The 14,985-nt window shown below is 70.3% G+C and carries 11 protein-coding genes; 7 read left to right on the top strand and 4 right to left on the bottom strand.

Translation table 11 applies throughout. The features are described from left to right. The first annotated feature begins 115 nt into the window (after window positions 1-115). The 7 genes from ACWD5F_RS31105 to narI all read left to right on the top strand — a co-directional run bounded on the left by ACWD5F_RS31105 (window position 116) and on the right by narI (window position 9,539). Complete coding sequence (locus tag ACWD5F_RS31105) at window positions 116-952, top strand: helix-turn-helix domain-containing protein (protein ID WP_451259388.1); 837 nt, start codon at window positions 116-118, stop codon at window positions 950-952. A gap of 199 nt (window positions 953-1,151) precedes the next feature. Beyond that, the gene (locus ACWD5F_RS31100) at window positions 1,152-2,015 is read left to right on the top strand and encodes a helix-turn-helix domain-containing protein (RefSeq protein ID WP_401729843.1); all 864 of its coding nucleotides are present in this window, start codon (window positions 1,152-1,154) and stop codon (window positions 2,013-2,015) included. A 116-nt stretch (window positions 2,016-2,131) separates the two neighbouring features. Next, entirely contained in the window at window positions 2,132-2,947 is an 816-nt protein-coding gene (locus tag ACWD5F_RS31095; protein WP_451259386.1) for an SAM-dependent methyltransferase, read from the top strand. A gap of 79 nt (window positions 2,948-3,026) precedes the next feature. Further along, window positions 3,027-6,710, top strand: a complete 3,684-nt coding sequence (locus tag ACWD5F_RS31090) for a nitrate reductase subunit alpha (protein ID WP_451259384.1) — start codon at window positions 3,027-3,029, stop codon at window positions 6,708-6,710. Then, the gene (gene narH, locus ACWD5F_RS31085) at window positions 6,710-8,326 is read left to right on the top strand and encodes a nitrate reductase subunit beta (protein WP_451259382.1); all 1,617 of its coding nucleotides are present in this window, start codon (window positions 6,710-6,712) and stop codon (window positions 8,324-8,326) included. The genes ACWD5F_RS31090 and narH overlap by 1 nt, the downstream gene beginning before the upstream one ends. Then, on the top strand, window positions 8,326-8,820 hold the full coding sequence (narJ, locus tag ACWD5F_RS31080; protein WP_450357282.1) for a nitrate reductase molybdenum cofactor assembly chaperone: 495 nt from the start codon (window positions 8,326-8,328) through the stop codon (window positions 8,818-8,820). Before narH ends, narJ begins: the two co-directional genes overlap by 1 nt. Then, on the top strand, window positions 8,817-9,539 hold the full coding sequence (narI, locus tag ACWD5F_RS31075; RefSeq protein ID WP_451259380.1) for a respiratory nitrate reductase subunit gamma: 723 nt from the start codon (window positions 8,817-8,819) through the stop codon (window positions 9,537-9,539). Before narJ ends, narI begins: the two co-directional genes overlap by 4 nt. A 6-nt stretch (window positions 9,540-9,545) precedes the next feature. Here the strand turns inward: narI and dnaK are convergent, their stop codons facing one another. The 4 genes from dnaK to ACWD5F_RS31055 form a co-directional block, all read right to left on the bottom strand. After that, complete coding sequence (dnaK, locus tag ACWD5F_RS31070) at window positions 9,546-11,429, bottom strand: molecular chaperone DnaK (protein WP_451259378.1); 1,884 nt, start codon at window positions 11,427-11,429, stop codon at window positions 9,546-9,548. Between the two features lie 143 nt (window positions 11,430-11,572). After that, window positions 11,573-12,001, bottom strand: a complete 429-nt coding sequence (locus tag ACWD5F_RS31065) for an OsmC family protein (protein ID WP_401729856.1) — start codon at window positions 11,999-12,001, stop codon at window positions 11,573-11,575. A gap of 121 nt (window positions 12,002-12,122) precedes the next feature. Continuing rightward, window positions 12,123-13,856 carry a vWA domain-containing protein gene (locus ACWD5F_RS31060; RefSeq protein ID WP_451259537.1) on the bottom strand — a complete coding sequence of 578 codons (1,734 nt, stop codon included), beginning with the start codon at window positions 13,854-13,856 and terminating at the stop codon, window positions 12,123-12,125. 62 nt (window positions 13,857-13,918) lie between these two features. After that, window positions 13,919-14,980, bottom strand: coding sequence for an ATP-binding protein (locus ACWD5F_RS31055; protein ID WP_451259376.1), 1,062 nt, complete (start codon window positions 14,978-14,980; stop codon window positions 13,919-13,921). Between the last annotated feature and the right edge of the window lie 5 nt (window positions 14,981-14,985).

Here is a 14,985-nt window from a genome sequence, read left to right as displayed (position 1 = left end):
TGACGGCCGGACACCCCTTCAGCGTGCCACAGTCCGGGACCTCGCCGCGCTGGTCAGAGGGGGTCGTCCGCGGCGTGCCCGGTTCCCTTCCGCGGACGTCGACTACGGTCGTCGTATGACCGCCGCCGCGCACGGGAAGTCCGCCACCGCCACCACGGCTTCCACCGTCGACAAGGGTGTCGGCCCGCTGCTGCGGGACTGGCGGGAGCGGCGGCGGGTGAGTCAGCTGGAGCTGGCGCTGCGCGCCGACTCCTCCGCGCGGCACATCAGCTTCATCGAGACGGGCCGCTCCCGGCCCAGCGAGGAGATGGTGCTGCGGCTCGCCGAGCACCTGGACGTTCCCGTGCGCGAGCGCAACGCCCTGCTGCTGGCGGCCGGTTACGCCCCGCACTATCCGGAGACCCCGCTGGACTCCCCCGCCCTGGACGCCCTGCGCGAGGGCGTGGAGCGGCTGATCCAGTGCTACGAGCCGTATCCGGCGCTGGTGGTGGACGCGACGTACCAGGTGCTGGCGGCGAACCGGGGCGTCGCCGTCCTGCTCGACGGCATCCCGGACCATCTCCTCCAACCGCCCCTGAACGCCATGCGGTTGACCCTGCACCCGGAGGGCCTGGCACCGCGCATCCGCAATCTGCGTGAATGGCGCGGGCACCTGCTGGACCAGATGCGGCGCGAGATCGCCCTGCACCGCTCGGAGCCGCTGCGGCAGCTGTACGAGGAGGTCGCCGCCTATCCGGTGCCCGCGTCGGACCCGGCCGCCGAACCGGCCGAGCCCGTACCGTACTTCGCGCTGCCGATGCGGCTTGAGCACGACGGCCGGACGCTGTCGTTCATCTCGTCGATCTCCACCTTCAACACCCCGATGGACGTGACGGTCGCCGAGCTGGCCATCGAGACGCTGCTCCCGGCCGACCCGGCGACGGCCAAGTATCTCCACTCGCTGATGTCCTGACGGGTCCCGGACCGGAGTGCGCCGGCCCGGGACCCGATGTGGCCACGGTCCCGCGCGTCGCGCGCCGAGTCGATTACGTCTGGGGTAATGAGGAGGGAGATCACCGGTGAGGCATATGCCTCACCCGGATCCCATGAGACTGTCGGCGGAACATGACACACTGCTTCGCGCATACTTCGGCGCGTAGGGGAGGCGTGACGTGAGTGAGCGGCGTCCCGCGCCCACCGTGGGCCAGGTGGTGCTCGGCAAGCGCCTGCAGGAACTGAGAGAGGCGGCCGGCCTCAAGCGTGAGGAGGCCGCCCGGGTACTGCGGGTGGCTCCCGCGACCGTACGGCGGATGGAAATGGCCGACGTCGCGCTGAAGATCCCGTATGTCCAGGTGCTGCTGGAGACGTACGGGGTCGCCGAAGAGGAGGCGACGGCGTTCGTCGCGCTGGCCGAGGAGGCGAACCGGCCGGGCTGGTGGCAGCGGTTCCACGACGTGCTGCCGGACTGGTTCAGCCTGTACGTGAGCCTGGAGGGCGCCGCCCGGCTGATCCGCTCCTACGAGCCGCACTTCGTGCCCGGGCTGCTCCAGACCGAGGACTACGCGCGTGCGGTCATGGAGGCGGGCACGGTCGGGCAGACCGAGCCGGGGGCCATCGAGCGGCATGTGACCCTGCGTATGACCCGCCAGCGGCTGCTGGACCGCGACGACCCGCCCCACCTGTGGGTGATCATGGACGAGACGGTGTTGCGGCGGCCGGTGAGCATCCGCGGCGAGGTGATGCGCGGGCAGTTGGACAAGCTGCTCGAGTACGCCGAGCGCGACCGGGTCACGCTCCAGATCGCCGAGTTCGAGGACGGTCCGCACCCGGGGACGTACGCGCCCTTCACGCTCTTCCGCTTCGCCGAGCCGGAGCTGCCCGACATGGTGTTCACCGAGTACCTGACCGGCGCCCTGTATCTCGACTCCCGCAGCGAGGTCTCCGCGCACCTGGAGGTCCTCGACCACATGACGGCGCGCGCGGCCTCGGCCGAGCGCACCAAGAAGCTGCTGCGGGAGTGCCGCGAGGACTTCTGAGCGGCCCGACCCCGAGCGGCACAGCACAGCACAGCCCGGAACCACCTGCACTTCTCCCCCCACGGCACCTCCAGAGTCACGCACCGCACCTTTCCCACACGAGGAGAAGACACGGCATGACCGGATCCGACGCCGCGCCCGTCCAGATAGACACGAGCAGGCCGCACCCGGCCCGGGTGTACGACTGGTGGCTGGGCGGCAAGGACAACTACCCGGTGGACGAGGAGCTGGCCCGCCGCATCCTGGCCGCGGACGGCACCGCGGTGCGCGGGGCGCGCGCCAACCGCCGCTTCATGCACCGGGCGACGCGTACCGTCGCCGAGGCCGGCATCCGCCAGTTCCTGGACATCGGCACGGGCATCCCCACCGAGCCCAACCTGCACCAGGTGGCGCAGAGCGTCGCCCCGGACGCCAAGGTGGTGTACGCGGACAACGACCCGATCGTGCTGCGGCACGCGGAGGCGCTGCTGCACGGCTCGGCCGAGGGCAGCACGGAGTACGTGCACGCCGACGTCCGTGACCCGGACACGATCCTGCGGCTGGCCGGCGAGAGCCTGGACTTCACGCAGCCGATCGCGCTGTCGCTGGTCGCGCTCACCCACTACCTGGGCGAGGACCCCGACGGCGACGACGTGTACGGCCTGATCAAGCGGTACGTCGACGTGCTCGTCCCGGGCAGCTACCTGGTGATGTCGCAGGTCACGCCGGATCTCAACCCGGAGGCCATCGCGCAGGCCGCCGAGCACTTCCGGCGCAGCGGCACCCCGTTCTATCCGCGCGACCTGGCCGAGTTCTCGCGCTTCTTCCACGGTCTGGAACTCCTCGGCCCCGGCGTCATCTCGGTCTACGGCTGGCGGCCGGACCCGGAGGACGTGGCGGCCCAGGCCGAGGGCATCGTGCCCCTGTACGGGGCGGTCGCCCGCAAGGCCTGACCCGTACGGCTGCGGTGAAAAGGTGCGCTCCCCTGCCCCGCCCTAGGTTCGACACCACGGGCAGAGCAAGGGAGCGCACGTGACCGACACGCGGATACCGCCCGCCGAGCCGGGTGCGGCGCTGTTGCGGCTGGGCAGGTTCTTCCGGCCCGGTACACCGGCACCCGATCTGCACAGCATCGGGCTGTCCGGTGGCCGGGAGGCGGACGCCTTCTACCGGGACCGGTGGAGCCACGACAAGGTCGTGAACTCCACGCACGGTGTGAACTGCACGGGTTCGTGCCGGTGGAAGGTGTATGTCAAGGACGGCATCATCACCTGGGAGACCCAGCAGACGGACTACCCGTCGGTGGGCCCCGACCGTCCCGAGTACGAACCGCGCGGCTGCCCCCGGGGCGCCGCCTTCTCCTGGTACACGTACTCGCCGACCCGCGTGCGCTACCCGTACGTCCGGGGTGTCCTGCTCGACCTGTACCGCGAGGCCCTCGCCCGGCTCGGGGACCCGGTCCTGGCCTGGGCCGACCTCCAGGCCGACCCCGAGCGCCGCCGCCGCTACCAGCAGGCCCGCGGCAAGGGCGGACTGGTCCGCGCCACCTGGGACGAGGCCGTCGAGATCGTCGCCGCCGCGCACGTCCACACCATCAAGACGTACGGCCCCGACCGGATCGCCGGCTTCTCCCCCATCCCCGCGATGTCGATGGTGTCGCACGCGGCGGGCGCCCGCTTCCACTCCCTCATCGGCGCCCCGATGCTCTCCTTCTACGACTGGTACGCCGACCTGCCCGTGGCCTCCCCGCAGGTCTTCGGCGACCAGACGGACGTACCGGAGTCGGGCGACTGGTGGGACGCCGCGTACCTGATGATGTGGGGCTCGAACGTCCCGGTCACCCGCACGCCGGACGCGCACTGGATGGCGGAGGCCCGCTACCGCGGCCAGAAGGTCGTCGTGGTCGCGCCCGACTACGCGGACAACGCCAAGTTCGCCGACGAGTGGCTGCATCCGCACCCCGGAACAGACGGAGCGTTGGCCCTGGCGATGGGCCATGTGATCCTCAAGGAGTTCTTCGTCGACCGCGAGACGCCGTTCTTCGCGGACTACGTACGGCAGTTCACCGATCTGCCCTTCCTGGTCACGCTCACCGAGAAGGAAGGCGGACACGTCCCGTCGAAGTTCCTGCGCGCCGCCGACCTCGGGCAGGGCGGCGAGGGCGCCGACTGGAAGACGGTCGTCCTGGACGCGGCCAGCGGTCGCGCGGTCGTCCCGAACGGCTCCCTGGGCTTCCGCTGGACCGACTCCGGCAAGGGCCGCTGGAACCTCGAACTGGGCCCGGTCAAGCCACAGTTGAGCCTGTACGGCCATGAGGCGTCCGGAAACGTCGAGGTCCTGCTCCCCCGCTTCGACACCGACGGCGGCGAGCACGGACAGGGCCGCGGGGACGTCGCACGACGCGGGGTCCCGGCGACCCGGCTCGGCGGGACGGACGGTCCGCTGGTGACGACCGTCTTCGATCTCCTGCTCGCCCAGTACGGGGTCCACCGCCCTGGCCTGCCCGGCAGTTGGCCCACCTCCTACGAGGACGCCCGTACACCTGGCACGCCCGCCTGGCAGGAGACCCACACCTCCGTCCCGGCGGCCAAGTGCGTCAAGATCGCGAGGGAGTTCGCGCGGACGGCCGAGCGGTCCAAGGGCCGCTGCATGATCCTGATGGGCGCGGGCACCAACCACTGGTTCCACTCCGAGACGATATACCGCGCCTTCCTCGCCCTGCTCCAGCTCACCGGCTGCCAGGGCCGCAACGGCGGCGGCTGGGCGCACTACGTCGGCCAGGAGAAGTGCCGCCCGGTGACGGGCTGGGCCACGCTGGCCGCCGCCTCCGACTGGTCGCGGCCACCGCGCCAGATGATCGGCACCGCCTACTGGTTCCTCCACACCGACCAGTGGCGCTACGACCGCTTCACTGCCGACGTGCTGGCCTCGCCGCTGGGCGAGGGCCGGTTCAAAGGCATGACGGGCGCCGACTGCCTCGCCCTGTCGGCGCGTTCGGGGTGGATGCCGTCGTACCCGACCTTCGACCGCAATCCGCTGGAGCTGGGCGAGGCGTTCGGCGACCCGGTGGCCAAGGCGGTGGCCGAACTGCGCGCCGGGACACTGAAGTTCGCCTGCGAGGACCCGGACGCGCCGGAGAACTGGCCGCGCGTGCTGACGCTGTGGCGGGCCAATCTGCTGGGTTCGTCGGCGAAGGGCGCCGAGTACTTCACGAAGCATCTGCTGGGCACGCACTCGTCGTTGAGCGCCGAGGAGGCCTCGGTGGACGAGCGCCCCCGTGACGTCACGTGGCGGGAGGAGGCGCCCGAGGGCAAGCTCGACCTGCTGCTGTCGCTGGACTTCCGGCAGACCTCCTCCACGCTCCTGTCGGACGTCGTGCTGCCCGCCGCGACCTGGTACGAGAAGCACGACCTGTCGTCCACCGACATGCACCCCTACGTGCACTCCTTCACCCCGGCCGTGGACCCGCCGTGGCAGGCGCGCACCGACTTCGACACGTTCAAGGCGCTGGCGGAGCGGGTGAGCGAGCTGTCCGTGCTGCATCTGGGCGTGCGCAAGGACCTGGTGGCGGCGCCGCTCCAGCACGACACCCCGGGCGAGACCGCCCAGCCCGGCGGGGTCGTCCTGGACTGGAAGCGCGGCGAGTGCGAGCCGATCCCCGGGAGGACGATGCCGAACCTTGTCGTCGTGGAGCGGGACTACACCGCGATCGGCGCCAAGTTCACCGCTCTCGGCCCACTCGTCGAGGAACTGGGCCTGCCCGCCAAGGGAATCGCCCTGCACCCGGACGAAGAGGTAGCGCGGCTGCGGGAGTTGAACGGCACGGCCTACCAGGGCCGGCCGTCCCTCGACACTGCGGTGAAGGCCGCCAACACGATCCTCTCCCTGTCCGGCACGACCAACGGGCGGCTCGCCACCCAAGGCTTCCGCACCCTGGAGCAGCGCACCGGACAGGAGATGGCCCACCTGGCGGCCGAGCACGAGGGCAAGCGCGTCACGTACGCCGACACCCAGGCGGCGCCCGTCCCGGTCATCACCTCGCCGGAGTGGTCGGGCAGCGAGTCCGGCGGCCGGCGCTACACGGCGTTCACGCAGAACACCGAGCAGCTCAAGCCCTGGCACACGCTCACCGGACGCCAGCACTTCTTCCTCGACCACGACTGGATCCACGAACTGGGCGAGGCGCTTCCCGTGTACCGGCCGCCGCTCGACATGAACAGGCTGTTCGGCGAACCGCGGCTCGGCCCGGACGGACAACGGGAAGTGACGGTCCGTTACCTCACCCCGCACAACAAGTGGTCCATCCACTCCGAGTACCAGGACAACCTGTTCATGCTGGCCCTCTCCCGGGGCGGCCAGAACATCTGGATGTCCCCGCAGGACGCGGACGCCATCGGGGTCGCGGACAACGACTGGATCGAGGCGGAGAACCGCAACGGCGTGGTCGTGGCCCGGGCCGTCGTCTCGCACCGGATGCCGGCCGGCACGGTCTACATGCATCACGCGCAGGAGCGCACGGTGAACGTCCCGAAGACGGAGGCGACCGGCAAGCGCGGCGGCATCCACAACTCGCTCACCCGGCTGATCCTCAAGCCGTCCCATCTCATCGGCGGCTACGCCCAGTTGAGCTGGGCCTTCAACTACCTGGGCCCGACGGGCAACCAGCGCGACGAGGTGACGGTCATCCGCCGTCGCAGCCAGGAGGTCGAGTACTGATGCGTCCGATGGCCCAGATCGCCATGGTCATGAACCTCGACAAGTGCATCGGCTGTCACACCTGTTCGGTCACCTGCAAGCAGGCGTGGACCAACCGGCAGGGCATGGAGTACGTCTGGTTCAACAACGTCGAGACCCGCCCGGGACAGGGCTATCCGCGCCGCTACGAGGACCAGCAGAAGTGGAAGGGCGGCTGGGAGCTCAACAAGCGCGGGGCGCTGAAGCTCAAGGCGGGCGGTCGTTTCCACAAGCTCGCCGGGATCTTCTCCAACCCCAGGCTGCCGGAGATCAAGGACTACTACGAGCCCTGGACCTACGACTACAGGAACCTCACCGACGCCCCGCTCGGCGACGACTACCCGGTGGCCCGCCCGGTCTCCCAGCTCGACGGCAAGCCGATGAAGATCGAGTGGTCCTCGAACTGGGACGACAACCTCGCGGGCGCCCCCGCCTACGGCGACCTCGACCCGATGGTCGAGCGCACCCGCCAACAGGTCGCGGACAAGGTGAGGTTCGAGTTCGAGCAGACCTTCATGTTCTATCTGCCGCGCATCTGCGAGCACTGCCTCAACCCGGCGTGCGTGGCGTCCTGTCCGTCCGGCGCGATGTACAAGCGGGCCGAGGACGGGATCGTCCTGGTCGACCAGGACCAGTGCCGTGGCTGGCGGATGTGCGTGACGGGCTGCCCGTACAAGAAGGTGTACTTCAACCACCGCACCGGCAAGGCCGAGAAGTGCACGCTCTGCTATCCGCGCCTCGAAGTGGGCCTGCCCACCGTGTGCTCGGAGACGTGCGTGGGCCGGCTGCGCTATCTCGGGGTCGTCCTCTACGACGCCGACAAGGTGACGGCCGCGGCTTCGGTGCGGGACGAAAAGGCCTTGTACGAGGCCCAGTTGGACGTGTTCCTCGACCCCGACGACCACGCGGTGCAGCGGGCGTGCGAGGAGGCGGGCATCCCGTACGACTGGATGGAGGCGGCCCGCCGCTCCCCCGTGCGGGCGCTGATCAGCACGTACAAGGTCGCGCTGCCGCTGCATCCCGAGTACCGCACCATGCCGATGGTCTGGTACATCCCGCCGCTGTCGCCCGTGGTCGACGCGCTGTCGGAGACCGGGCACGACGGCGAGGACGCGCAGAACCTGTTCGGGGCCATCGAGACCCTCCGCATCCCCCTCGAATACCTGGCGGAACTGTTCACCGCCGGTGACGTCGGCCCGGTCCGCGCCTCGCTGGAGAAGCTCGCCGCGATGCGCTCCCACATGCGGGCGATCAACCTCGGCGAGGAACCGGACCCGGAGGTCACGGCGGCCGTCGGCATGGAACCCGCCGAGATCGAGGCGATGTACCGGCTGCTGGCGATCGCCAAGTACGAGGACCGGTACGTGATTCCGACGGCGGCGGTCGGGGACGCGCGCCGCCTCGAGGAGTCCGCGCTGCCCGACGAGTGCAGTCTCGACCACGCGGACGGTCCCGGGATGGGCGGCGACGGGCCGTTCGGTCAGGACTCGGGGCGCAAGCTGCTGCCGATCGTGTCCGTGGAGACCTTCCACGCGCTGCGCGACCGCCAGACCGCGGACCACCCGGACCGGCCGGACCACGACGCGAAGGATGCCTGATGCCCTCGGACGCTGTGCTGTACCAGGCGGCCGCGCTCTGCCTGACCTACCCCGACGACGACTTCCGCGCCCGGCTCCCCCTGCTGCGCGAAGCCGCCCCGCAACTACGGGAGTTCGTCGACCACGCGGCCCTCACCCCACCGCAGGAGCTGGCCGCGCACTACGTCCAGGTCTTCGACTTCAAGAACCGGCACAGCCTGTATCTGAGCTGGTGGCACGACGGCGACACCCGGCGGCGCGGGATGTCCCTGGTCCGCTTCAAGGAGCTGTACCGCGCTCACGAGCTGGAGTTCACCGGCGAGGAGCTGCCGGACTTCCTGCCGGCGGTCCTGGAGTTCACGTCCCGCACCGGCAACCTCGAACTCCTCTCCGAGTACCGCGCCGCCCTGGACCAACTCCGCGCCCGCCTAGCCGACTTCGGCACGCCCTACGCGTCCGTCCTGGACGCCGTCTGTGCCACCCTGCCGCCCGCACCCACCGAGGCACGCCGATGAGTACGTTCCTGTGGGGCGCCCTGCCCTATCTCGCCTTCGTCCTGCTGGTCGCCGGCCTGTTCTGGCGCCACCGCTACGACAAGTTCGGCTGGACAACACGCTCTTCGCAGGTCTACGAGTCGAGGCTCCTGAACATCGCCTCCCCCGCCTTCCACTACGGCATCCTGTTCGTCCTCGCCGGCCATCTGGTGGGTCTGTTCGTCCCCGAGTCATGGACCCACGCGGCCGGTATCAGCGAGCACGTCTACCATCTGCTCTCGCTCTACGGCGGCACCGCGGCCGGTGCCCTCACGGTCGCCGGCATCCTGCTCCTGCTCTACCGCCGCCGCACCAACGCCCCCGTGTTCCGGGCGACCACGGTCAACGACAAGCTCATGTACGTCGTGCTGCTCGCGGCGATCGCGATGGGCATGGTGGCGAAACTGACCCACGCCTCCGGCGACGGCTACGACTACCGCCAGTCCATCGCCCCTTGGGCCCGCAGCCTGTTCACCCTCCAGCCGAGGACGGAGCTGATGGCGGGCGTGCCGGTGCTGTACCAGATCCACGCCGTCATCGGCATGACACTGATCGCGCTGGTGCCGTACACCCGCCTGGTCCACATGTTCAGCGCGCCGGTCCAGTACCTGTTCCGCCCGTACGTGGTCTACCGCAGCCGCGACCCCAGACAGTTGGGGCCGCGGCCGGAGCGTAGGGGGTGGGAGAAGACCGGTTCCTAGGGGTGGCTAGGCCGCACCGCCCTTCGTGTCCCGGTCGTCGTCGACGATCTCCGCGTCCACCACTCCCTCGTCGTCCTGCGGTGAGGTGTCCTGCTCGGTACCGGTGCCACCGCCGTCGGCGCCGTCCGTCGGAGGCCGGTCGGCCTGCGCGTACATCGCCTGGCCCATCTGCTGGCTGACGGAGGCGAGTTTCTCCACGCCCGTGCGCAACGCGGCCGTGTCGGCGTCCTGTTCCAGCAGTTCCTTCAGCTCCGTGGCCGCGGCCTCGACCTCGGACCTGGTCTCGGCCGGGATGCGCTCCTCGTTGTCGCGGACGAACTTCTCGGTCTGGTAGACGAGTTGCTCGGCCTGGTTGCGGGTCTCGGCGGCCTCCCGGCGCTTGCGGTCCTCGTCGGCGTACTGCTCCGCCTCCCGCATCATGCGGTCGATGTCGTTCTTCGGGAGCGCCGAGCCACCGGTGACCGTCATCTTCTGTTCGCGACCCGTGGCGAGGTCTTTCGCCGACACGTGCATGATTCCGTTGGCGTCGATGTCGAAGGCGACCTCGATCTGCGGCACCCCGCGCGGGGCGGGCGGCAGCCCGGTGAGGTCGAAGACGCCCAACTTCTTGTTGTACGCGGCGATTTCGCGTTCGCCCTGGTAGACCTGGATGCCGACCGAGGGCTGGTTGTCGGCGGCGGTCGTGAAGATCTCCGAACGCCGGGTCGGGATCGTGGTGTTGCGCTCGATCAGCTTGGTCATGATGCCGCCCTTGGTCTCGATGCCGAGGGACAGCGGGGTGACGTCGAGCAGCAGGACGTCCTTGACGTCGCCGCGGATGACGCCCGCCTGGAGGGCCGCGCCGACGGCGACGACCTCGTCGGGGTTGACGCCCTTGTGCGGGTCCTTGCCGGTGAGTTCCTTGACCAGGTCGGTGACCGCGGGCATACGGGTCGAGCCGCCGACCAGGATGACGTGGTCGATCGCCGCGAGCGGCACGTTCGCGTCCTTGATCGCCTGGTGGAAGGGCGTCTTGCAGCGGTCGAGGAGATCGGCGGTCAGCTCCTGGAACTGCGCCCGGGTCATCTTCTCGTCGAGGTGCAGCGGCCCGGCCGCGGAGGCCGTGATGTAGGGCAGGTTGATGGTGGTCTCGGTCGAACTGGACAGCTCGATCTTGGCCTTCTCGGCGCCCTCGCGCAGCCGTTGCAGGGCCATCTTGTCGGTGCCGAGGTCGATGCCCTGCTGCCCCTTGAACTTCTTGACCAGGTACTCGACGACCCGCTGGTCCCAGTCGTCACCGCCCAAGTGGGTGTCGCCGTTGGTCGCCTTGACCTCGATGACTCCGTCGCCGATCTCCAGCAACGACACGTCGAAGGTGCCGCCGCCGAGGTCGAAGACCAGCACGGTCTGCTCCTCGCCCCGGTCCAGACCGTAGGCGAGCGCGGCGGCCGTCGGCTCGTTGATGATCCGCAGCACCTTCAGGCCCGCGACCTCCCCGGCCTCCTTGGTGGCCTGCCGCTGCGAGTCGTCGAAGTACGCCGGTACGGTGATCACCGCGTCCGTGACGTCCTCACCGAGGTAGGCCTCGGCGTCCCGCTTCAGCTTCTGCAGCACCCGGGCGGACAACTCCTGCGCCCGGTAGCGGGTCCCGTCGATCGAACCCTCCGAGGGGAAACGCCACTCCGCGTCACCCATGTACCGCTTCACCGAGCGCGCGGTGCGCTCCACGTTCGTCACGGCCTGCCGCTTGGCGACCTCGCCGACCAGCACCTCCCCGTTCTTGGCGAAGGCCACCACCGACGGTGTGGTCCTGGCTCCCTCCGCGTTGGCGACGACGGTGGGTTCGCCGCCCTCAAGGACGGCGACCACCGAGTTCGTGGTCCCCAGATCGATCCCGACCGCACGTGCCATTTCGGTCCCCTTCCGCCAGGGCACTTCCCCGACTACAGCACAAAACTTGAGTGCGCTGTTGTCAATGCCGCCTACCCGGAAACGACGATGCCGCGCCCCCGATCGGGGAACGCGGCACCGAAGAAGTGACCAGGCCTACGGGGTCAGGCGAGCTTGGCCGACAGCGTGATGGTCGTGCCGGTGAGCGCCTGGCTGACCGGGCAGTTCTTCTTGGCGTCCTCGGCGGCGGCGACGAAGGCCTCGTCGTCGATGCCGGGAACGGTGCCCTCGACCGTGAGGTGGATGCCGGTGATGCCCTCACCCGGCTGGAAGTTCACGTCGGCCGAGGTGACGAGCTTGGTGGGCGGGGTGCCGGCGCCGTTGAGGGCGTGCGACAGCGCCATGGAGAAGCAGCTGGAGTGCGCGGCGGCGATCAGCTCTTCCGGGCTGGTCTTGCCGTTGGCGTCCTGAGAGCGCGAAGCCCACGTGACCGGCTGCGCCTCGATGGCACCGGAGGAGTCGAAGTTCACGACACCTTGGCCCTCGATCAGGTTGCCTTCCCAGACGGTGTGTGCGGAGCGCGTGGTTGCCACGATTGTTCCTTTCGGGTGGGGCCCCGGGCGGGGCCCGTATCCGGGTGCCAGGACACCATCCGATCACACCTTCTGCCGGTGCACCCACATGACCGGCACGACGGTCGTCCACGCCGTGAGGTCAGCGCACCCGGAACACCGGCCCCCGCGCGCTGAACGGCAGTCGAGCGCCCTGCGGGATCAGGTACGCGTGCTCGCGCCGCACCCGCAGGACGTCGCACCAGCCGTCGGTGATGACCAGGATCGGGGTGCCGCGCGGGAAGTCGTCCGCGCGGTGCAGGAGATCGATGCCCGGCTGGAGGACCGTACCGCCGCGGCCGTGCACCCGGACCCGGCCGGCGATCTCCGTCACCGGCACGAACCCGGCGTCGTGCGCGGCCGCGTCGCAGAAGACGACGCGGGCGGCCGGTACGTCACGGGCCTCGGCGTACGAGGCGATCGCGCCGAGCGCCTTGCCGAGCAGGACGCGGTCCATCGAGCCGGAGGTGTCGAGGACCACGCCGAAGGTGCAGCGGGCGATCTCCTCGGGCGGGAAATAGCGGCCCGCGCGCGGGATGTCGGGGGTGGAGGACTGGCGGCGCGAGGGACGGGCGTAGGAGCGCACCGGTTCCGGGCGGGGCACGAACTCGTCGAACCAGCGGGCCAGTTGGGCGTCCCAGGGCAGCGGCGGGTGGCTGAGGGCGCGGATCTCCTCGATCAGGCCGCCGGGCAGGTAGCCGCGCTCCTGCTGCTGGTGCAGGTCGAGGCCCTGGCACAGGCCCCGCCGGTAGAACTCGTCGAGGTCGACGTAGTCGCCGGGCGGGCCCAGCGGGGTGCCGAGCACGTCGCCGACGCCCTTGCCGCGCAGGGTGGCCAGGCGGCGCATGCGGCGCAGGTCGCCGGCGATCCGGTCGTAGACCTCCTCGGCGGACAGACCCGTCAACTCGCGGTCGTACAGCAGGCCTTCGGGCATCGTGCCGACCTGCATCTCGCTCAGCCAGCCGTTGACGACGTAGTCGCAGGCGATGTTGAAGAGGTAGGGGTCACGGGTGCCGCAGCGGTCGCCGTGGCGCAGGGCGGCGTGCAGCATCTCGTGGCCGAGGATGAAGCGCCACTCCTCGTCGTCGAAGGTCCGCAGCGGGTTGACGTAGATCTCGCCGGCCTCGGTGTTGACGGCGGCCACCGCGATGCCGTGGGCGCGGGCGAGTTCGGCGTCGGCGACCAGCTTGATGCCGGCCGCGATGCCGCCGAGCAGCGGGTAGGAGGAGACGAACCAGCTCAACGCCCGCTGCCAGGGCCGCAGTTCGGCGATCTGCCCGGTCAGGGAGTCGCGTCGGCCGCCCGCCATGTCCATCGCCGCCGACACGGTCCGGGTCAGCGCGGTGGCGAACGCCAGCTGCCAGTCCGGGGGTTGACCCAGCCAGCCGTGCCAGGGCAGGAGCAGCTGGTCGGGCTCGCCGTCCGCCGTACCGCAGTGCTCGTACGCGGCCGGCAGGCCGTCCCGCCGCCAGCGCGCGGCGAGTTGCTCCTCGTCGCCGTCGGGGTAGGCGGTGGGCAGCTCCTCGGGGGTCCTGCCGATGGTGAAGCCGAGCAGGAAGCGGTTGACGACGACGCAGCGCGCGGCGAGGTCGAAGCGGTCCGGCTGGGTGCGCTCGCCCTTGACGGCCGGTACGTGTCCGAAGCCGAGGTGGAGCACGGCGTGCGCCACCGCCCAGGCCCAGTCGGCCGGTTCGGCCAGGCGTTGCGGGTGGGCGTGCAGGTCGCCGTCGGAGTCGACGCGCACGAGGCCGTCCCGGGGCGCGAGCCGGCAGTCCTCGTGCCGGCAGACGTTGAACTCCACCGCCGCCAGCGCCGGGTTGGCCCCGACCAGCCGCATCCCCGCGGCGAAGGCCTCGGCCGCCAGATCCCGCTTCTTCTCGCCCTTGGTCCGGGCCCGGCTCACCGCCGCGCCTCCACCAGGCGCGGCATGTCCCGGGCCGCCTCGACGAGGAACCACGAGGGCAGCACGGGGTTGCCGTCGGCGTCGGAGGCGATGACGGTCTGCGCGACCTCGACGGAGATCTCGGCGAGCTGCACGAGCAACGACTTGGCGCGGTACGCGGTCTGCCGGCCGCTCGCCGACATGTGCTCCTTGCTGACCGGGAGTTCCTTGACCAGCCGGCCGCGGAACGACTCGGCGAGGTAGTACAGCAGGTCGCGGTCCTGCATGCGGTGCGGCCAGCCGGCGTCGCCCTTGATGATGGCCTCGATGCCGTACCGGCTGCGCACGATCTTGACGTAGCCGCAGAAGGCGGTGGCGTGCGCGGGCGTCAGCGTGCCGTGCGCGAGCACCTTCAGGGTCTCCTCGTCGAGGTCGCGGCCGAAGGAGTGCAGCGCGTCGGAGAGCATGTGCCAGGAGCGGGGCGTGGAGAACGGCTCCTCGGTCTTCGGCGGCTTGGACCACAGGTGGTCGGGCCGGTCGGTGAGGTGGTCCAGGACCCACGGGTGGATGTCGTTGTTCGCCGCCCAGGTCAGCCAGTCCGTGGCGGAGGCCTCCAGGTGGACGTGGGCGAGCCGGTTGACCAGGGCGGAGGCGATCGGGCGGGCGAGCGCGTTGTCGGTGGCGCGGTTGCCGGCGCCGATGACGATCGAGCCCTTCGGCAGCTCGTAGTTGCCGATACGGCGGTCCAGGATCAGCGAGTAGAACGCCTTCTGCACGTCCGGCGAGGCCGCGTTCAGCTCGTCCAGGAACAGGCAGTACGGCTCGTCGCGGGCGATCGCCTCCGGCGGGCAGAACACCGAGCGCCCGTCCCGGATCTGCGGCACCCCGATCAGGTCCTCGGGCGCGAGCTGGGTCCCGAGCAGACTCACGCACTCCAGCCCCAGCGACTCGGCGAACTCCCTTACCAGGGAGGACTTTCCGATGCCGGGCGCGCCCCAGAGGAAGACCGGCCGCACGGTGGCGAGGCCGAGCAGCAGTTCGGGTATCCGGGCGGGAGTGACGGTGACGGCTGCCTGCACGCAGT

It is taken from the genome of Streptomyces sp. NPDC002499 (assembly GCF_053595415.1).
This window is presented reverse-complemented; position numbering and strand designations above follow the sequence as displayed.

What these genes read in the sequence shown, in the direction of transcription:
- ACWD5F_RS31105 (WP_451259388.1), top strand. Translation starts at nt 116, where the DNA reads ATGACCGCCGCCGCGCACGGGAAGTCCGCCACCGCCACCACGGCTTCC.
- ACWD5F_RS31095 (WP_451259386.1), top strand. Translation starts at nt 2,132, where the DNA reads ATGACCGGATCCGACGCCGCGCCCGTCCAGATAGACACGAGCAGGCCG.
- narH (WP_451259382.1), top strand. Translation starts at nt 6,710, where the DNA reads ATGCGTCCGATGGCCCAGATCGCCATGGTCATGAACCTCGACAAGTGC.
- narJ (WP_450357282.1), top strand. Translation starts at nt 8,326, where the DNA reads ATGCCCTCGGACGCTGTGCTGTACCAGGCGGCCGCGCTCTGCCTGACC.
- narI (WP_451259380.1), top strand. Translation starts at nt 8,817, where the DNA reads ATGAGTACGTTCCTGTGGGGCGCCCTGCCCTATCTCGCCTTCGTCCTG.
- dnaK (WP_451259378.1), bottom strand. Translation starts at nt 11,429, where the DNA reads ATGGCACGTGCGGTCGGGATCGATCTGGGGACCACGAACTCGGTGGTC.
- ACWD5F_RS31060 (WP_451259537.1), bottom strand. Translation starts at nt 13,856, where the DNA reads ATGCGGCTGGTCGGGGCCAACCCGGCGCTGGCGGCGGTGGAGTTCAAC.